Annotated in this window: 16 protein-coding genes and 1 tRNA gene; 8 read left to right on the top strand and 9 right to left on the bottom strand. The window is 63.0% G+C overall.

Translation table 11 applies throughout. From position 1 onward, the window contains the following. The first annotated feature begins 174 nt into the window (after window positions 1-174). Entirely contained in the window at window positions 175-807 is a 633-nt protein-coding gene (locus FA04_RS12730) for a formyltransferase family protein (RefSeq protein WP_082566324.1), read from the top strand. A gap of 104 nt (window positions 808-911) precedes the next feature. Here the strand turns inward: FA04_RS12730 and FA04_RS12725 are convergent. Then, a tRNA-Arg gene (locus tag FA04_RS12725) sits at window positions 912-988 on the bottom strand. 431 nt (window positions 989-1,419) lie between these two features. On the opposite strand from FA04_RS12725, the gene FA04_RS12720 reads away from it, so the two are divergent. The 3 genes from FA04_RS12720 to FA04_RS12710 are packed head-to-tail and all read left to right on the top strand — an operon-like array spanning window position 1,420 to window position 4,719. Beyond that, on the top strand, window positions 1,420-2,898 hold the full coding sequence (locus FA04_RS12720; RefSeq protein ID WP_134886360.1) for an ArnT family glycosyltransferase: 1,479 nt from the start codon (window positions 1,420-1,422) through the stop codon (window positions 2,896-2,898). Window positions 2,899-2,941: 43 nt separating this feature from the next. Further along, window positions 2,942-3,949, top strand: coding sequence for a UbiA family prenyltransferase (locus tag FA04_RS12715; RefSeq protein ID WP_051659300.1), 1,008 nt, complete (start codon window positions 2,942-2,944; stop codon window positions 3,947-3,949). Beyond that, entirely contained in the window at window positions 3,946-4,719 is a 774-nt protein-coding gene (locus tag FA04_RS12710) for an HAD family hydrolase (RefSeq protein ID WP_051659299.1), read from the top strand. The genes FA04_RS12715 and FA04_RS12710 overlap by 4 nt, the downstream gene beginning before the upstream one ends. On the opposite strand, the gene FA04_RS12705 is transcribed toward FA04_RS12710, so the two are convergent. From FA04_RS12705 to FA04_RS35145, 4 genes are read right to left on the bottom strand one after another with little or no spacing between them, the layout of a single operon-like run. Continuing rightward, window positions 4,703-5,731 carry an NAD-dependent epimerase/dehydratase family protein gene (locus FA04_RS12705; RefSeq protein ID WP_034793933.1) on the bottom strand — a complete coding sequence of 343 codons (1,029 nt, stop codon included), beginning with the start codon at window positions 5,729-5,731 and terminating at the stop codon, window positions 4,703-4,705. The two genes, FA04_RS12710 and FA04_RS12705, sit on opposite strands and share 17 nt — an antisense overlap. Before the next feature lie 36 nt (window positions 5,732-5,767). Continuing rightward, on the bottom strand, window positions 5,768-6,580 hold the full coding sequence (locus FA04_RS36295) for a GMC oxidoreductase (RefSeq protein ID WP_208870270.1): 813 nt from the start codon (window positions 6,578-6,580) through the stop codon (window positions 5,768-5,770). Beyond that, a complete protein-coding gene (locus tag FA04_RS35800) occupies window positions 6,532-7,233 on the bottom strand; it encodes a GMC family oxidoreductase N-terminal domain-containing protein (RefSeq protein ID WP_208870269.1) in 702 nt (233 codons plus the stop codon). Before FA04_RS35800 ends, FA04_RS36295 begins: the two co-directional genes overlap by 49 nt. Then, window positions 7,199-7,594 carry a hypothetical protein gene (locus FA04_RS35145; protein WP_060605073.1) on the bottom strand — a complete coding sequence of 132 codons (396 nt, stop codon included), beginning with the start codon at window positions 7,592-7,594 and terminating at the stop codon, window positions 7,199-7,201. Before FA04_RS35145 ends, FA04_RS35800 begins: the two co-directional genes overlap by 35 nt. Before the next feature lie 192 nt (window positions 7,595-7,786). Here FA04_RS35145 and FA04_RS12690 point away from each other — a divergent pair, with 192 nt between their 5' ends. Further along, window positions 7,787-8,230: a GtrA family protein gene (locus tag FA04_RS12690; RefSeq protein WP_051659298.1), complete on the top strand. Its 444-nt coding sequence runs from the start codon at window positions 7,787-7,789 to the stop codon at window positions 8,228-8,230. 59 nt (window positions 8,231-8,289) lie between these two features. Here FA04_RS12690 and FA04_RS12685 read toward each other — a convergent pair whose 3' ends face one another. The 3 genes from FA04_RS12685 to xylF form a co-directional block, all read right to left on the bottom strand. After that, on the bottom strand, window positions 8,290-9,075 hold the full coding sequence (locus FA04_RS12685; protein ID WP_034793927.1) for an ATP-binding cassette domain-containing protein: 786 nt from the start codon (window positions 9,073-9,075) through the stop codon (window positions 8,290-8,292). A gap of 12 nt (window positions 9,076-9,087) precedes the next feature. Next, window positions 9,088-10,413 (bottom strand): sugar ABC transporter permease, encoded by a 1,326-nt coding sequence (locus FA04_RS12680; RefSeq protein WP_034793924.1) that lies wholly within the window; start codon window positions 10,411-10,413, stop codon window positions 9,088-9,090. A 226-nt stretch (window positions 10,414-10,639) separates the two neighbouring features. Continuing rightward, window positions 10,640-11,677 carry a D-xylose ABC transporter substrate-binding protein gene (gene xylF, locus FA04_RS12675; protein WP_034793921.1) on the bottom strand — a complete coding sequence of 346 codons (1,038 nt, stop codon included), beginning with the start codon at window positions 11,675-11,677 and terminating at the stop codon, window positions 10,640-10,642. A gap of 346 nt (window positions 11,678-12,023) precedes the next feature. Here xylF and FA04_RS12670 point away from each other — a divergent pair, with 346 nt between their 5' ends. Both FA04_RS12670 and FA04_RS12665 read left to right on the top strand, forming a co-directional pair. Continuing rightward, the gene (locus FA04_RS12670) at window positions 12,024-13,250 is read left to right on the top strand and encodes an ROK family transcriptional regulator (protein ID WP_034793917.1); all 1,227 of its coding nucleotides are present in this window, start codon (window positions 12,024-12,026) and stop codon (window positions 13,248-13,250) included. A gap of 116 nt (window positions 13,251-13,366) precedes the next feature. Continuing rightward, window positions 13,367-15,727: a bifunctional diguanylate cyclase/phosphodiesterase gene (locus FA04_RS12665; protein WP_051659297.1), complete on the top strand. Its 2,361-nt coding sequence runs from the start codon at window positions 13,367-13,369 to the stop codon at window positions 15,725-15,727. A gap of 87 nt (window positions 15,728-15,814) precedes the next feature. Here FA04_RS12665 and iolG read toward each other — a convergent pair whose 3' ends face one another. Continuing rightward, window positions 15,815-16,807: an inositol 2-dehydrogenase gene (gene iolG / locus FA04_RS12660; protein WP_034793914.1), complete on the bottom strand. Its 993-nt coding sequence runs from the start codon at window positions 16,805-16,807 to the stop codon at window positions 15,815-15,817. Between the two features lie 335 nt (window positions 16,808-17,142). On the opposite strand from iolG, the gene FA04_RS12655 reads away from it, so the two are divergent. Beyond that, entirely contained in the window at window positions 17,143-17,394 is a 252-nt protein-coding gene (locus FA04_RS12655; protein WP_034793912.1) for a hypothetical protein, read from the top strand. The last annotated feature ends 1 nt before the right edge of the window (window position 17,395 follow it).

The following is a 17,395-nucleotide window of genomic DNA, read 5'->3' as shown; positions in this document are numbered from 1 at the left end:
ACTTCCGTCTGCCTGCCTCTGCGTCATGCGTCCTTTCATGGCATCCACACGGATGGAAAGTGTGGCAGTTCGAAAACCTACAGTGCTTTCAGCGTCTCACCAGACGTGCGACGCGGTAGCTGCGCCATGTCGGGGCATTCCTCGGGGCGGTAAAATATTTACGGAGCGCAAGACATGAAACTCGCCGTCCTTGTATCTTCTGGTGGGGCAGCGTTTGAACAGGTGGCTCGCATTGTTCGACACGACGGCGTCGATTTCACGGTGATCACTGATAGAGGGTGTGGGGCGGAGGTGGTTGCCGGCCGCGTCAACGCGAAGCACATCCGCATCGAAGAGCGAGACAGGAAGCTGTTTTCCACCAAGGTGGCCGCAGCCCTTCAAGACCTGCGCGTCAACAATATACTGCTGTTCTTTGACCGTCTGGTTTCGAGCGAACTGTTTGATAGCGTCGATACGTTCAACATCCATCCGGCAGCCTTGCCGGCGTTCAAGGGGCTGAGAGGCGTGGAGGACGCCTATGAAGCGAAGGCTCGCCTGCTCGGCTGTTCGCTTCATCGCGTCGACCAGAGCGTGGACGGTGGGGAACTGGTGTCGCAGATCGCTTGCGGTGCCGATCCTCAGTGGCCGCTTTCGCGCTGGCAAAAGCGGGCATATCTCATGAAGGTCTATTGTGGATTGGTCTGGGTTAACCAAGCGATCCATATCGAAGCGCCCGACACGCCGGTGAACGCGTCACACGGCCTTCCCGAGGGGTGGATGGCTTCCTTCAGGGAATTGCAGGCACTCGAGGCCGAAACGGTAGTCTAGGAAAATCGGAAGGGCGCGGACATGTACGGATTGCCTGCCATCAACCAGCGCTTCTCGCATCTTGAAGACGGCACGTTATCAATCAAAAATTTCAAGACGTAAAATGGCGCACCCGACAGGATTCGAACCTGTGACCTTTGGAATCGGAATCCAACACTCTATCCAGCTGAGCTACGGGTGCATCCGTTGGCGGCAGGGCCGCCGAAGCAGGCTGTGAGCGGTTCTTAGCCTAGCTTGCGCGTCGCTTCAATGGTCATTGCAAGAGATTGTGGTAGAAACCGCCATCCTGTGCTTGCGTTGTGGTCGCGGCGCATCGCTTCGGGCAATGGCGCCGGGCGACGGCCAACCCATCTGACGGGATCACCCACCCGATGTAGCTAGAATTGGTCAGGCGAACGTCCTTGCGACGAAAGGCGGCGCGTTATAAATTCTGCATTAAAGATAATTCTAAATTAAAGTGCCAGTGCTCAAGTAAGCAAGCGTTCCAGTAACCAAGTGCTCCAGTACCCAGTGCTCGCGTAATTGTTTCAGGCGAGGGGGCAAGTTTTGGTCAACCGATATCTCACGACCGGCGAACCGGCGTTGGAGAGGCTGCGCTCCGATCCCGCGTTGATGTTTCTTGTTGCTCTCGCGGCCGTGCTTTTCGTGCTGAACACCTGGAACGGTATCGGCATCCTACCGGATTCGACGCGTTACATGCAGATCGTCAGCACGCCCTATGACGCGCCGCTTTACGCGTGGATGCTGGGTGCCGGGGGATCCCTTGGGTTTGCGCTTGAGCATGTCGCGCTCGGCATCGCCTTTCTGCTTTATCTACTCAATACCTGGCTCGTCTTTTCGCTGTTCAGGACGGCGCTACCGGATCAACCGTTCTTCGTGACCGTCGGAACGCTTTTGATCATCGTCAATCCGACATTCCTCTGGACGAGCACGATAGCGATGTCGGAGGCGCTGTTCCTTGCGCTGACATTTCTCGCCATCCGTTTCTTCATTCGCTATATGCGCGGTGAAGGGCGGGGGCCCTTGCTTGCCTCGTCTGCCTGCGTCGGGCTTGCCATGCTCGCTCGCTTCGTGGCGCCTCCGGTCGGGGCGGCCTTTGCCACAATCGCGCTCTTCTACAATTCGGCGCGATCCCTTCGCCAAAGGCTCCTCGACGTCGTCCTCCTGTTCGCTGGTAGCGCCGGTATCTTTCTCGCCTGGGTGATCGTCAGCAAGCTGCTTGTCGGCCGGTCGGTTGGCCGCGCGCTCTGGTTCTATGGCAATGCCGATGCCGATCGCTGGCTAGGCGGGCTGTCGCTTCTGGCGAGCTTTCTCCTGCCGAGCCAGGTGCCGCAGGTGATCCGCATCCCGGTGCTGCTTCTCGCGCTTGTCGCGGCGACGGTTGTTCTGGTGCAGACGCTGAAGCGAAACTGGCCCGAACGCCAGCCGGACGACCACGATCTGATGACCCTCATCTTCGGCCTGTTTGGATATTTCTATCTGCTGTTCGTCGTGCTCGCCGTGCATGTGGAGGCGAACCTGCAGCTTAATTCGCGCTACTCGCTTCCCTTCTATGTCGCCATCATCTTCGTTCTGGTAATTGCGGCGGCGGACTATTGCGGTCGCGTCGATGCAGCACCTGTCGTCCGGCGTTCGCTTGCGCTGATCCTGCTCTGCCTTCTCGCCATCCACGGACTGCGCAGCACCGCCCAGACGGCGGAGGCCTTCCGTGACGGGGTGGGGTTTCAGAGCACGGCCTGGAAGTCGTCGCCGATCGTGCGCGCAGTCAGGGCGTTGCCGGCAGATGCGGTCATCTTCACCAATGCGTGCGACCCGCTCAATTTCCTGACGCGCCGCTCGACGGACTGGATCCCCTCCCACAGCGAAAGGCGAACCGGCCTTGAGAGTGACGCGGGTTCGCTCGACGTACAGCTAGAGCGGTTTCGCGAGGATATGGCGCAGAAGAATGCCTATGTCGTCTTCGTCGATGCGATCGACTGGCGGTTCTACCTGGTAACGGAGAAAGAGCTCGTCAAACTCGCCAAGCTGAAGCTCGTGCGCTCCGAGAGGGACGGTCGCATCTACCAGACGGCAAGTACCGGCGCGCCGTAGGCGTCCCGACTCAGGCGCGTGGTCTCTAGACAAGGAGAGGGACATGCCAGCAAACCCGGAAGAGACGACGCCTATCGAGGCGTTGGGGCCCCAACCGCGGGGGAGGGCAAGCGACTACCTGTCGCTGGCCCGGTTCGACCATGTCACCAAGCACGTCTTCATCCTGCCTGGGCTGATCCTTGCCTGTGCCCTCAGCGAGCCTGATCCGGCCGCTCTCGTCATCAATATTCCCGTGGGGCTTCTGAGCGCCGTCTCGATCGCATCGGCCAATTACGTCATAAACGAGTGGCTCGACCGGGAACGCGACGCGGCCCATCCGACCAAATCGCAGCGTCGCGCCGTCGTCGTTGAGATGCAGCCGCGCATCGTCTACGGCGAGTATCTGCTGCTTGCCGTCATCGGACTGCTGCTTGCGTCGGTCGTCGGCAAGCTGTTCTTCGCCACGTCGCTGCTCTTCCTGCTGTCCGGCATCCTCTACAACGTCGAGCCCATCCGGGCGAAGGACAAGCCCTATCTCGATGTGCTGACGGAATGCCTCAACAATCCGATCCGCTTCCTGCTCGGCTGGGCCATCGTCGATCAGGTGACCTTGCCGCCGGTCAGCGTGCTTGCGGCTTACTGGATGGCCGGCGCCTTCCTGATGGCGGCCAAGCGGCTCGGGGAGTATCGCGACATCGCCGCGAATGCGGGGGTCGCCGTCCTGAAGAAATATAGGCGGTCATTCGAATACTACACCGAGGAGAGCCTCACCGTTTCCTGCTTCGTCTACGCGATGATGACGGCGTTTCTGCTTGGCGTTTTCCTGGTGAAATACCGGGTGGAATACATCCTCGTCTTTCCGTTCATCAGCGGCCTCTTCGCCGTCTATCTCTGGCTTGCCACGCGCCCCGGATCGGTGGTGCAACGGCCGGAAAGGCTGTTTCACTCCCGGCGGCTGGACGTCATGCTGACCTTGACCATCGTCGTCTTCCTGTTCGCGAGCTTCGTCAACGTGCCGGTGCTGGACTTCCTGGCCGCTTCGTTCCTCGTGCCGATATCGTCGCTGCAATGACCGGTTCGACGCTGCCGAACGGGGCCTTGCCAAATGGACCGGTGGATTGGGATCGGGTGCGTCTCGTGGTGTTCGATCTCGACGGCACGCTCTACGACCAGCGGCGGCTGCGGGCGCGGATGCTGCTGCGGCTTGTTGCTGACGCGGCGCGCAGGTGCAGCCTTGGCACCATCCGCGTCCTGCGCGCCTTTCGCGACTGCCGCGAGGAACTGGGCGATGCGTTGGCGACCGATGTGGCAGCCCGGCAATACGAACTGACTGCGGAGCGGTGCGGGCAGTCGCCGGAGAGCGTCCGGAAGACGGTCGAGGAATGGATCGAACGGCGTCCGCTCGATCTCCTTCCGGCTTGCCGGTGCCGCGGCGTCGAGCGGGTGTTTGCCGGCCTTGCGGTTCAGGGAAAGACGATTGCGGTTTTGTCCGACTATCCGGCGTCGGAGAAACTGAAGGCGCTTGGCCTTGGCGCCAGCATCGTCGTCTCCGCCATGGATCCCGAAGTCGGCGCTTTGAAGCCGCATCCGGCCGGTCTTGCCCATGTGCTCAATCGTGCGCAGGTGCCGGCGGAGCAGGCGATCATGATTGGCGACCGGGTGGAGCGCGACTGGGCGGTGGCGCAGAGCCACGGCATGCGCGCCCTGATTCGCAGCGCAAGCCCAATTGCCGGCGTCGATACGTTCCGCGGCTATGACGACGAAATCTTTTGGCCAGTGACGGAGCCGCAGCCGATGGGCGCGCCGGCTCCGGCGCCCCGCTCGCTTACGATATCATCTTGAGCAGCCAGAGCGCGCCCTGCTTGAGCGGCGCGCGGTGCGGGCTCTTTGCGGTGACGGCGGACGCGAGCTTCGCGCTTTGGCGATACCAGTCGTAGCTCTCCTGCAGCATGGCTTCGTTGGAGTATTTCGGCCGCCAGCCCATGGCAAGCAGGGGCTCGACGTCGAAGTAGCATTCCTTGTGGTAGGTGAGGTAGTGCCAGGGCACCAGCGGCGAGACCCTCAGCCAATGCAGCGCCCGCAGCGTGTTGATGGTAGCGGAGGTCGGAAGGCTCCGGACTTTCGATGTGCTGCCGGCATAGCGGATCAGGGCCTCCAGGTCATGGCGCAGCGTGCCGAAGCTGTCGGTGCCGACATTGTAGGTGCCGCTCCGACCGGCCTTGAGCGCCAGCATGTAGAAATCCATGAGATCATGGGCGTGGACGAACTGGAACTTGATGTTGCCGGATCCGATGACATAGACGGCGCGGTTTTCGCTGATCCATTCAAAGAGGATCTGGAAGATGCCGAGCCGGCCGCCGCCAAGGGTGGCGCGGGGCCGGATGGTGATCAGGGTCATATCGGCGGCCGTGCAGATGGCCTCGGCCACTTCTTCGCCGGCGCGCTTCGATTTTCCATAGGGCTCCACCGGGCGAAGCGGGGTTGTCGCCGTGATCGGGCCGGAAGGCGGAATGCCGTAGGCGGCGGTCGAACTGACATGGATCAGCGACCGGACGCCCGCTCTTGCGGCTTCCTCGCAGACGATACGGGTCCCCTCGACGTTGACGTTCCAGTAGTCGCGCCCCGCATCGGTCTGCGCCACCAGCGCCGCATTGTGGTGGACGACGTCGACGTCGCGCATGGCGGCGCGCACGCCGTCGCGGTCGAGCACGGAGCAATTGACGAACTCGATATCCGCCGGGCGGGAGCGATCCTCCCAGAGGTCGAGCACCCGCACCTCGTCGCCGTGTTCGCGCAACCGTCGAGCTGCGAGGTTGCCGATGAAGCCCGATCCGCCGGTGATGAGATGTCGCATATGTCCCTCCAGCCCCTGTCTGCGGAAGTTTTCTGATCAGATCGCCCGATCCTCGAGCGCGCGTGTGATGTTGCGATGCGCGACGGCCATCACTGTCCCTTGTGGATTGACGACCGTCGGCCCGCACAGAAGCGAAGCGTCGGCGATGTAGAGATTGCTGGCGCCATGCACGCGCCCGAACGAACTCGCAGCGCATTTCTCGGCGTCCTCGCCCATCGGGCAGGAGGAGAAGAGGTGAAGCGCAGTGGCGTTTGCCTGCTTGGGAGGAAGCGTTTCGGGAAGCTTGGCGATATCGGCCAGCGATTTCAGCACCGGATAGCCCGGAATGCTCGGATAGACTGCAAGGGCACCGGCGGCAAAGAGCACTTCGGCGAGGCGTGCAAGGCCGACGGCCAGTTCCTTCAGGTCCGACGGTTGAAGGCCGACGCGCACCAGGGGATCGCGAAAGCCGGGCAGGGATCTCACCTTGCCGGATCCGCCGGTGCTCTGCACGTAGTAGATCGCCATGCGCCGCCAGTCCCGATCGACCGCATCGATCATCTCCGGGTGCGCCGCCATGGCCAGCGCCAGCGCCGGCCGTTTGCTCATCGAGCAGCCCATGCTGAAGCGCGGGTCGAATTCCTTGATCTGGTGGACCGGTTCGAGTTCGCCAGGGGTATTGAGTTCGTCGGGAAAGACTGCCACCACCTTCAGCATCGGATGGAAGCGCAAGCTGTCGCCGACATGGCGCGTGATGCCTGAGCGGCGTAGCAGCCACGGGGTCTGCACCGCGCCGCCGGCAACGAAGACGGTTTTGGCCTTCAGTTCGATCTGGCGCGTGCCCGCCGGTCCCTTGCTGCGCGCATGCACCGTCCACTGCCCGTTCGCATGGGTAAGCTTGGTCGGGTATCGGCAAGCAGCATACCGCCGGCGTCGAGGAAGCGCGGCACGAAGGTTGCCGACATCGATTGCTTGCGGCCCGGAGATCCGCCGGCCCCGGCGGCGGCGTAGGCAAAGAGGCGCGGCACTTCGAGGGAAGACCATCCGAGCCGCTGCGCACCCTCATCGAGCCGTGTCGACAGCTGCGGCGCAGGGCCAGGCAGGTATTCGACCCGGGCTACTGCCTCGCAGGCGTCGAAATGCGGGGTCAGTTCTTCGAGCGTCAGGGCATCGACCCGATAGTCGCGGCGCCAGCGGTCGAGCACCGCTTGCGGCGTGCGGTGGTAGAGGCCGCGGTTGATCTCGCTGCCGCCGCCGACGCAGCAGCCCTCGACATAGGCGATCTTCGTCGCGCCGAAGCCGATGTTGATGCCGGCGTTGCGGTACTTCTGAAGGATTTCCTCGCGGGAGAAATGCGGCGCAGACTCGAGCGCCAGATGCGGACCTTCCTCGATCATCAGCACGGACTTGCCCGCCTCCGCGCAACGGGTGGCGGTCACCGCACCGCCCGGGCCGGAGCCGATGACGATGATGTCGGGGGCAAGCCTCTCAGGGGCTAGCAGGTGCTCCGGTTGCAGGTTCATGCTGGTAATCCTGGCCGTAAAGGTCTGAGTAAATACAGAATAATGCCAATGACATATGGAACTCGACGAAGCGCCGCCGGAACTCGAGGCGGGATTGCCGCCATTTGTCGAGTTCGGCCAGTCGGTCGTCGAGCGAAAGCTGATGAAAGAACTTGCCTCTGCGCAGCAGCGGCCAGGCATTGAAAAGAAGCACGAGACTATGGAAGGGCGGGCGCAGATAGTCGGGCATCTGACGATGAACTTTCAGCAGAAACTCTGCCGCACGTACGCCCAGGGCGCCCCGGCTGTCATCTGTAGCGCCGCGTTCATGGGCAATCGCCTCGCCGAGCGCCAGGATGGCCTGTTGAAAGTGCTGCGACATGGCCGAGCCCCGTTATCAAGCCGGCCCCTCGAAAGGAGCCTGGCGCTGCTTTGATGAATACGGTTGTCTGCTCTTTACTGCCTGTATTTCTAGCTGCTCTTATAAGCAAAAGCTACTAAAACGTTGTTTTCGACCAGGCGGCGACCATCTATGCGCCAGCCGCTGGATGTCGCTCGATGCGAAAGGCACCGGATGAGACGCCTTCTGGATATGAGCTTTGTTCGCTATTTCGCCTGCGGCTGCATCGCGGCGAGCCTGCAGGTGGCTACGCTCGCCGTCCTGGTCGAGACGGCGCGGCTCGAACCGGTCTATGCGTCCACCATCGCTTTCTACTTTGCCGTCGTCGTCAACTATTTCCTGCAGCGGCGTTTCACCTTCCGATCCGACGAACCGCACCTGAAGGCGTTGCCGAAGTTCTTGGCGGTGTCGACCTTCGGCGCCGGAATAAACGCGGTCGCCTTCACGCTGCTATCGGCCGTCATGCACTATGTCATTGCCCAGGCGCTGGCGCTGCTCCTGGTCTTTTCGGTGAACTATGCGCTGAGCCGGACGCTGATCTTTCGCGCCGGCAGCGCGGGGGAAGGGCGCGGCACAGAGCCGGCCCGTGCTGCGGGGCGAGCCCCATCGGGCAAATAGAAACGCCGCGCCCGGGGGGCGCGGCGTCATTGAGAGGGTGGTCTTGTGCGACGCTGGGCTTACGCCACCTGCATGGCGCCTGGGCCGGGGATCGCCTTTGGCGGCACCTTGCCCATGATGATCATGCCGAGCACCTCGTCCTTGGTGACGTCCTCGGTGCGGGCCTGGCCGACGACCTGGCCATTCTTCATGACCGACACGCGGTCGGCGAGGTCGAAGACGTCGTGGATGTCGTGGCTGATCAGGAAGATGCCGATGCCTTCGCGCTTCAGCTGCTTGATGAGATCGCCGACCTGGGCGGTTTCCTGCGGCCCAAGGGCTGCCGTCGGCTCGTCCATGATCAGGATGCGGGCGTCGAAGAGGATCGCGCGCGCGATCGCCACCGATTGCCGCTGGCCGCCCGAAAGCGCCTTCACCGGCTCCTTGAAGCGCTGGAAGTTGGGGTTGAGGCGCCCCATGACTTCGCGGGCCTTGGCCTCCATCGCCACGTCGTCGAGCGTGCCCCAGGGGGTGCGCAGCTCACGGCCGAGATAGAGGTTGGCGGCGGCGTCGACATTGTCGGCGACGGCGAGCGTCTGGTAGATCGTCTCGATGCCGTATTTCTTGGCGTCGCGCGGGTTGTTGATGTCGGCGGCCTCGCCATTGATCAGGATCTCGCCGGCATCGCGCTTGTAGGCGCCCGAGAGGATCTTGATCAGCGTCGACTTGCCGGCACCGTTGTGGCCGAGCAGTGCCACGACCTCTCCGGGGTAGAGGTCGACGGAGGCGTTGTCTACGGCGTGAATGCCGCCGAAGGAGATGGAAATGTTCTTCATTTCCACAAGCGGAGTGCGTTGGTCTTTCATGGATCGTACTCCTTACTTGGCGCGGGCGCGGTAGACGGTGTCGAGCCAGACGGCGACGACGAGGACTACGCCGACGACGATGCGCTGGAACGGACTGTCGATCCCCAAGAGCACCATGCCCGACTGTAGGGATTGCATGACGAGCGCGCCGATCATGGCGCCGGCGATCGTGCCGACGCCGCCGGCAAGCGAGGTGCCGCCGATGACTGCTGCAGCAATCGTGTAGAGCTCGTCGAGTTCGCCTTGCGCGTTGGTTGCCGCATTGAGGCGGGCGGTCGAGATCGCCGCGGCGATGGCGCAGAGGATGCCCATCAGCGTGAAGATCTTGACGGTAACCCAGCGGGTCTTGATGCCGGCGAGTTCGGCCGCTTCCGGGTTGCCGCCGAGCGCAAAGACGTAGCGGCCGAAACGCAGGCGGGTGGCAATGAAGGTCATGACGATGCCGACGGCGATCGCCATCAGCACCGGAATGGCAATGCCGTGCGAGATCAGCAGACCGCCGTCCGGCCAGGCGATGCCGTTGGCGTCGGCATATTTGCGGGCGATGTTGGTCGGCCAGTAGTAGCTGTTGGCAACGGCGATCGCGCCGAGAACCAGGATACAGCCGAGGATCGCCAGGAAGTACTCCGCCCAGATCGGACGGAGCGGGAAGCGGAAGCGCTTGCGCTGCTTGCGCGAATTGAGGATGGCGGCGACGATGGCGATGCAGGCAAGGATGCCGACGATCCAGCTTGCCGTTGCGCCGATCGAGCCTTCAGTGCCGCCGCCCATCAGGCGGAAGGTGGCGTTCATCGGCGCGACCGTCTGGCCGCTGGTGACGAACCAGGTGGCGCCGCGCCAGACGAGCAGGCCGCCCAGCGTGACGATGAAGGCGGGCACGTTGAGGAAGGCGACGATCGAGCCCTGCAGCGCGCCGATGGCGGCACCGACGGCGATGCCGCTCAGAAGGGTGATGATCCAGATGGCCGGGTGTTCGAGGCCGAGATATTGCGGCAGGAACTTCGCCTGCATGACCCCCATGACCATGCCGCAGAAGCCGAGCACGGAGCCGACGGAGAGGTCGATGTTGCGGGTGACGATGATCAGCACCATGCCGGTCGCCATCACGGCGACGGAGGAGGTCTGAACCGTCAGGTTCCACAGGTTGCGCGGCGTCAGGAACAGCCCGCCGGTCATGATCTGGAAGCCGACCCAGATGATGATGAGCGCGCCGACCATGCCGAGCAGCCGGGTGTCGATCTCGGTGGCGCGGAAGAAACGTTTTACCGGGTTCTCGTCCGCTGTACGGGCGCGATTTGTCTGTGCGCCCTTTGTGTTGCCTTGTGTGATGTCGGCCATGGACGTGCCTTCCCCCCACTTATGTTGTTGATGTCATCGCGTCAGTGGCACCAAGAGCCCCAAGTGGACGCGACAAGTCCGGTACGACGGCAGAAACCGAGCCTTCGTGCTGATTGTGCGGTCGCGGTAGCGGTATTGTCCGCCGCGTCCGCACCTTGCGCAAGCGCCGCAACGGGTTGCGTTGCGGCGCTTGTCTTTTGTCAGCGCTCAGTTCTGCTGGTGCGGCTTATTTGCAGGCCGCGACGTCGCCCTTGACGCCCTGGCAGGCTTCAGCCTTGGAGATCCAGCCCGCGTCGATGACGACGTTCAGGTTGTCCTTGGTGATCGGCAGGGGAGCCAGGAAGACCGACTGCATGGCCACGCCCTTCGGGCCGCCGTTGAAGGTGGTGACGCCAGAGACTTCTTCCATCTTCTTGCCGCCGGCAAGTTCGACGGCGACTTCTGCGGCGCGCTTGCCGAGTTCACGGCTGTCTTTCCAGACCGAGACGGTCTGCGTGCCGAGAGCAACACGGTTCAGGGCCGCCTTGTCGGCGTCCTGCCCGGAGACCGGAACGGAGCCGGCCAGGCCCTGGGCGTCGAGGGCTGCGACCGCACCGCCCGCGGTGCCGTCGTTGGAAGCGACGACCGCATCGACCTTGTTGTCGTTGGCGGTCAGGAACTGCTCCATGTTCTTCTGGGCGTTTTCAGGCTTCCAGCCGTCGGTATAGGCTTCGCCGACATTCTTGATCTTGCCGGCGTCGACGGCTTCCTTCAGCACTTCCATCTGTCCGGAGAAGAGGAAGTCGGCGTTCGGGTCGGAGGACGAGCCCTTGATGAAGACATAGTTGCCTTCCGGCTTGACCTTGAACACTTCGCGGGCCTGCATGCGGCCCACTTCCTTGTTGTCGAAGGTGATGTAGAAGGCGGCCGGGTTTTCGATCAGGCGGTCATAGCCGACGACCGGAATGCCTTCGGCAGCGGCCTTTTCGATCGCCGGGCCGATGGCGTCGCTGTCCTGGGCAAGTACGATCAGTGCGTTGGCGCCCTGAGCGATCAGCGACTCGATGTCGGTCAGCTGCTTGGCGGCGGACGACTGGGCGTCAGCGGAGATGTACTTGTCGCCCGAGGCTTCGAGGGCTGCCTTGATGGCGGCTTCGTCGGTTTTCCAGCGCTCTTCCTGGAAGTTGGACCAGGATACGCCGACGACCAGGTCCTTCGCCTGGGCAACGGAATGCAGGGAAACGATGACGGCAACCCCTGCCATCAGCTTCAAAACGGTTTTCATTTCATCCTCCCGAGTGAGGGCCGGCCAAGCGTGCGAACCTCCCGCACCATCCTCCGCCAGCCTTAAGACGCTGTCGTAGATCGTGCCGCTACATTGTGCGGAATTATTTTCTCGACAGTCGAGAAAATGAATGTCATGGATTTTTGAGGCTGTCAACACGGTGCGAAAGCTTGGTTGCGGCATCAACAAGGTGCTCCGCGAGCGGTCGCGTCCGATGTTTCTCGACCGCCCTGAAAATCGGTGCCACAAGGCTGTCGACAAGGCGTTCTGCTCCTTGTCTTGCCGTTCAACAGATGCTTTGGGAGGGGCATGTGTTCGAAGGATCCGCCACTGACAGGGACGTCTCATGCTGACCAAGTCCAGCACTGAGCTCGTGCGTCAGCAAAACAGCGCGCTGGTCCTTGCGGCGCTCAGGCGCGCCGGCAATCTCTCCCATACGGAAATCTCTGCCGAGACCGGGCTTGCCTCCGCGACCGTTTCGGCGATCACGGCGGAACTGGAAAAAGCTGGTGCGCTCGCCAAGGCAGAGCAGCAGGTCCAGGGCGGGCGCGGGCGGCCGCGGGTGCTGTTCACGCCACGCCGCGATCACGGTCATCTGATCGTCGTTCGGATCTCGTCCGACATCGTGCAATATTCGCTGGTCGACTACGGCGGCACGTTGCTCGACCGCTTCGACGAAACCCGAAATCACGACGAGCGCGGTACGGCCCCTTTCGCCCGGGCATTCGTCGATGCGCTCGAGCGCCTGTTGCAGCGGTCGAGACTGGAGCGGAACCAGGTACTGGCCGTCTCTATCAGCAGCAAGGGCCTGGTCGACGGCGCGTCCGCGCGGCTCTTGTGGTCGCCGGTGTTCGGGCGGGAGGAGCTGGATTTCGCCGCGCTGCTCGCGCCGGACTGGCGGGCGAAGGTCATGCTCAGCAACGAAACCCTTCTGGTCGCGCAGGCCCTCGCCGCCCAGGCAGAGCGTAAGCCGGAGAGCGGCTTTAGGGCGCTTGCGGCGATCTCGCTCGGCCACAGCATCGGCCTTGGTGTTGCCCGCAAGAGCCAGAGCGGCGATATGGATGTCAGCGCGCCGAATTTCGGCCACATGCTGCACGCGCCGTCCGCGGGCCTTTGCCGCTGCGGCGCCTATGGCTGCATCGAGGCGGCGGCCGGGTTCTACGGCATCCTGCGCGCGGCGTTCGAAGTGCCGGCAGACACGATCCCCGCCAAGTTCGTTCCGGTGACGGAGCTCGACAAGATTGCCGCCAGCGCACGACAGGGCCACCGCATGGCCGGCTATGCCTTTCGCCAGGCCGGCATCGCGCTCGGCAACGGCATCTCGCGCATGTTGAGCCTCTACGAGCGCATGCCGGTCCATGTCACCGGACCCGGCATCCGATACTTCGATCTGATGCTGCCCGGGATCGAGGAGGGGCTTGCCCAATCGATGCAGATCCGTCTTCAGGGGCCGCCGGAAATCACGGTCGTTGCCGACGAACAGCGCCTGGTTTTCGAGGGGCACCTGGCGCGGGCGCTGGGTGTGATCGATGGCGACATCGCCAGCGTCGGCGGATCGGCGATGCACGGTTGAGGCGAATTTTCGGGCAACCATTTTTGGGGTTGTACCGAAGGCGAACAATTCCAGTGATACAATTTACAGTTATTTAGCGACTCCTTGTCAAGGTGACCCTGACGCGGGAGACGATTATGTTTTCAGTGATTGCATGCATACGCGACGATCATGACTGGCGCCTCATCCTGGTTGCCTCGATCGTCTGCCTGGCAGGCAGCGTCGCGACGATGCTGCTCCTGTTGCGCGCGCAACGAAGCGAAGGCAGCCAACGCGGTTTGTGGATCGCGGCCAGCGGTTTTGCCTGCGGTATCGGCGTCTGGTCCACCCATTTCATCGCCATGCTCGCCTATGACGGCGGCGTTCCCGTTGCCTATGGCGCCTGGGGCACGCTCCTGTCGGTGGCCGTGGCGATCGCAGCGTCCTGGATGGCCTTTGCGATCGGTCTTGGCGGGCGCTCGCATCTCTCGATGACCTGCGGTGGCCTGCTGCTCGGCGCCGGCATTGCGGCGATGCACTTTACCGGCATGCGGGCAATCGAGATCCAGGGACATATTGCCTACGATCCCCAATTCACCGTCTCCGCCGTACTCGCCGGGACGGTGCTGGCCGGTGCCGCGCTCTACGCCTTTCAGCTCTTGCGCGGCGTGCGGCGCCTGGTCGTCGCGTCGCTCCTGCTGGTCGTCGGCATCTGCGCGCTGCACTTCACCTCGATGAGCGGCATCACGCTGGTGCCCGAGGCCAATGTCGCCGTTGCCGATACCATGCATCCCGCCTGGCTTGCAGGCGGCGTCATTGCCGCTTCGACCACATTGATCGTGCTCGCCTTCGGCGCGCTCTTCCTCGACCGGCATCTGACAGATCTGCGCGGACTCGCCAATGCATCGCTCGAAGGCATGGCGATCGTCTTCGATGGCGTAATCGTGGACGCCAACGAGCGCTTCGCGGGCCTGACAGGTCGCAAGCTTTCGGAGCTTTCCGGACGGCACCCGGCAGACATCTTCGTCTTCGGCGAGGAGGGGTTGGACGCCCACAGACACGGCGACGGTCCGGGCGAAATCGACCTCTTGAACGCAGAAGGGCGCACCATTCCCGTGGAGTTCATGTGCCGGACGATCGAGTATCGCGGCCGGGAATGCGACGTGATCTTCGTGCGTGACCTGCGGGCGCGTAAGGAAGCCGAGCGCACGATCGAACATCTCGCCCATCATGACGCGCTGACGGACTTGCCGAACCGCGCCTTCTTCGACCGCAGGCTGGGCCAGACGCTGGCGGCGGCTGCTGCGAGAAACGAAGAACTGGCGATCCTCTGCCTCGACCTCGACCGCTTCAAGGCGGTCAACGATATCTTCGGCCATGGCGAGGGCGATCGCATCCTGATGAAGGTCGCCGACATCCTGCGCGCAGCCGTCGGCGAGCAGGATACGATCGCCCGGCTCGGCGGCGACGAGTTTGCGATCATCCAGGTGGGCGGCAGGGAGCCGGAGGCGGCGCGGCAGTTGACGGACCGGATCCTGGCGCTGTTTGCTGCCGAGATGGACACCAATCGTGACCCGACCGCCGTCGGCGTCAGCATCGGGGCTGCGATCTTTCCGGCAGACGGGCAGACGGCGGATCAGTTGCGCAACAATGCCGACACGGCGCTCTACCGCGCCAAGCAGAGCGGCAAGGGCATCGCCTGCTTCTTCGACCGGGAGATGGACGAGGCGGTACGCACCCGCCGCCAGATCGAAAACGACCTGCGCCATGCGGTGCTCCGCCGACAATTCTTCCTCGAATACCAGCCACTGGTCGAAGTCCAGAGCGACCGGATCATCGGCTACGAAGCGCTGCTGCGCTGGGAGCATCCGCAGCGCGGGTTGATCGGCCCGGATGTCTTTATCCCGATTGCCGAGGAGAGCGGCTCGATCATCCAGATCGGCGAATGGGTGCTGGAGCGGGCCTGCACGGAAGCGGCGAAGTGGAACGAGCCCCTGCCGATTTCCGTCAACATTTCGCCGGTCCAGTTCCTTTTGCCCAACCTCTTCGACCAGGTTGCGAACATCCTGCGCCGCACCGGCCTTAATCCCTGGCGGCTCGAACTTGAGATCACCGAGGCGGCGCTGATGCACAATCGCGAGGACGTGCTGGCAGTGTTGGTGCGGCTACGGGTCCTTGGTGTGCGGATTGTCATGGACGATTTCGGCACCGGCCATTCGTCGCTGAGCAACCTTCAGACGTTCCCCTTCGACAAGCTGAAGATCGACTGCAGCTTCACCGCGGCGCTGGAAAAGGACCCTTCGGCGCAGGCGATCGTCCGGGCGATCATCGCGCTTGGCCACAGCCTTAGGCTCGCGGTCGTGACCGAGGGCGTCGAAACCGAACGGCAAAGACAAATCCTCGCGGAGGAGGGCTGCCTGCAGATACAGGGCTTTCTCTCCGGTCGGCCGGGTGCGGCGCCCAGCACCGGCCAGGAAACCGCGCGCCGGGAGAAGGTGCCAGCGCGCGCCGACGGTTGAAACGGCCGCGGCCGGGCAGTGCGGATACGAAAAAGGCCGGGCACATGGCGCCCGGCCTTTCTCCTTGATCGGTCGTCGGTTGAAGGCTCAGGCGACGCTGATCTGGCGCTTTTCGACGACGGACTTTACAGCCGCATCGGCAAGCGCGAGAGCCGCGAGACCATCCTTGCCGGACGGCGTGATTTCCGCACCCTTTTCGATCGCGGCGATGAAGCTCTCGATCTCGTTGGCATAGGCTTCGGTATAGCGGGTCATGAAGAAATCATGCAGCGGCGGGCGGGTGTAGCCGTCGCCATTGGCGATCTCGATCGAGACCGGGCGCTGGTTCTCGGCGGAAGCCACGCCCTTCGAGCCGTGGACTTCGATGCGCTGGTCGTAGCCGTAGGTGGCGCGTCGGGAGTTGGAGATGATCGCCTGCTTGCCGGACGCCGTCTGCAGGATGACCGAAACGCTGTCGTAGTCGCCGGCTTCGCCGATCGCCTTGTCGACGAGAACGGCAGCGGTTGCCGTCACCGAGACCGGCTCTTCGCCGAGTAGGAAGCGGGCCATGTCGAAGTCGTGGATGGTCATGTCGCGGAAGATGCCGCCCGAACGCTTGATATAGTCGACCGGCGGGGCGCCCGGATCGCGCGAGGTGATCGTCACCATTTCGACATCGCCGATCTTGCCGGCGTCGATCGCCTTCTTCACGGCCATGAAATGCGGGTCGAAGCGGCGGTTGAAGCCGACCATCAGCTTGGCCTTGGTCTCGCTCACGACCTTGAGGCAGGCCTTCACGCGCTCGGCGTCGAGATCGACGGGCTTCTCGCAGAAGATCGCCTTGCCGGCGCGGGCGAAGCGTTCGATCAGGTCGGCATGGGTATCAGTCGGCGTGCAGATGACGACGGCGTCGATGTCCTTCGCCGCTTCGATCGCTTCTATGGTGCGGACCTCGCAGCCATACTGCTTGGCGATGGCATCGGCGGCGGCGGGGAAGGCATCGGCGACGGCAACAAGCACAGCGTCGGGATTGCCGCTGACGGCTTTCGCATGAACCTTGCCGATGCGGCCGGCGCCCAGAAGACCAAATCTGACTGTCATCTCTGTTTCTCTCGAATTCCGGTTCGCGACCGGGAAGGGGCGTGATGATCGGCGCTCATCGCGCAAAGGCGCCGCGGAACGCTGCTTCCGCGAATGGTTTGGAGAATTGCCACGAATGACCGCGCGTTGGAACGCTGCGCTCAGCACCTCTCCCTTGATACCTCCGTTTCTACTCGGCCACTTCCTATTTAGAATGAAGTCGCCGATGTAGATTATTTCGGAATTTTTATTCCATTTTTATTGCGCCCGTCAAGGGAGTCGGAGGCCATGGCCTTGCCGTCCGCGACGAATTTCCCCTAAATGGGACGCACGCGACAAGGCCACCAGAGGACAGAATGCTCAAATTCATCGATCCGGACCATCCCTTCTACCGCCCACTGTGGATCCGTCTGCTGATCGTGGGCTTCTGCGGCGTCTGGACAGTGGTCGAATTCCTGGGCGAGCAAACGATGTGGGGGATGATTTTCCTCGCGGTCACCGCCTATGCCTCGGCGGCTCTCTTGGTTTTCTACAAGCCGAGCGAGAAGGGCGTTGAGAAAGCTGGGGACGAGGGGCAAGGCAAGGGCGACGGGAGCGACGCTGGCTGAG

Source organism: Ensifer adhaerens (assembly GCF_000697965.2).
Taxonomy (GTDB): Bacteria; Pseudomonadota; Alphaproteobacteria; order Rhizobiales; family Rhizobiaceae; genus Ensifer; species Ensifer adhaerens.
Note: the sequence above shows the minus strand (reverse complement) of the source record. Positions and strands in the feature narration are given on the sequence as shown.

What these genes read in the sequence shown, in the direction of transcription:
- FA04_RS12730 (WP_082566324.1), top strand. Translation starts at nt 175, where the DNA reads ATGAAACTCGCCGTCCTTGTATCTTCTGGTGGGGCAGCGTTTGAACAG.
- FA04_RS12720 (WP_134886360.1), top strand. Translation starts at nt 1,420, where the DNA reads ATGTTTCTTGTTGCTCTCGCGGCCGTGCTTTTCGTGCTGAACACCTGG.
- FA04_RS12715 (WP_051659300.1), top strand. Translation starts at nt 2,942, where the DNA reads ATGCCAGCAAACCCGGAAGAGACGACGCCTATCGAGGCGTTGGGGCCC.
- FA04_RS12710 (WP_051659299.1), top strand. Translation starts at nt 3,946, where the DNA reads ATGACCGGTTCGACGCTGCCGAACGGGGCCTTGCCAAATGGACCGGTG.
- FA04_RS12705 (WP_034793933.1), bottom strand. Translation starts at nt 5,731, where the DNA reads ATGCGACATCTCATCACCGGCGGATCGGGCTTCATCGGCAACCTCGCA.
- FA04_RS35800 (WP_208870269.1), bottom strand. Translation starts at nt 7,233, where the DNA reads ATGAACCTGCAACCGGAGCACCTGCTAGCCCCTGAGAGGCTTGCCCCC.
- FA04_RS35145 (WP_060605073.1), bottom strand. Translation starts at nt 7,594, where the DNA reads ATGTCGCAGCACTTTCAACAGGCCATCCTGGCGCTCGGCGAGGCGATT.
- FA04_RS12690 (WP_051659298.1), top strand. Translation starts at nt 7,787, where the DNA reads ATGAGACGCCTTCTGGATATGAGCTTTGTTCGCTATTTCGCCTGCGGC.
- FA04_RS12685 (WP_034793927.1), bottom strand. Translation starts at nt 9,075, where the DNA reads ATGAAAGACCAACGCACTCCGCTTGTGGAAATGAAGAACATTTCCATC.
- FA04_RS12680 (WP_034793924.1), bottom strand. Translation starts at nt 10,413, where the DNA reads ATGGCCGACATCACACAAGGCAACACAAAGGGCGCACAGACAAATCGC.
- xylF (WP_034793921.1), bottom strand. Translation starts at nt 11,677, where the DNA reads ATGAAAACCGTTTTGAAGCTGATGGCAGGGGTTGCCGTCATCGTTTCC.
- FA04_RS12670 (WP_034793917.1), top strand. Translation starts at nt 12,024, where the DNA reads ATGCTGACCAAGTCCAGCACTGAGCTCGTGCGTCAGCAAAACAGCGCG.
- FA04_RS12665 (WP_051659297.1), top strand. Translation starts at nt 13,367, where the DNA reads ATGTTTTCAGTGATTGCATGCATACGCGACGATCATGACTGGCGCCTC.
- iolG (WP_034793914.1), bottom strand. Translation starts at nt 16,807, where the DNA reads ATGACAGTCAGATTTGGTCTTCTGGGCGCCGGCCGCATCGGCAAGGTT.
- FA04_RS12655 (WP_034793912.1), top strand. Translation starts at nt 17,143, where the DNA reads ATGCTCAAATTCATCGATCCGGACCATCCCTTCTACCGCCCACTGTGG.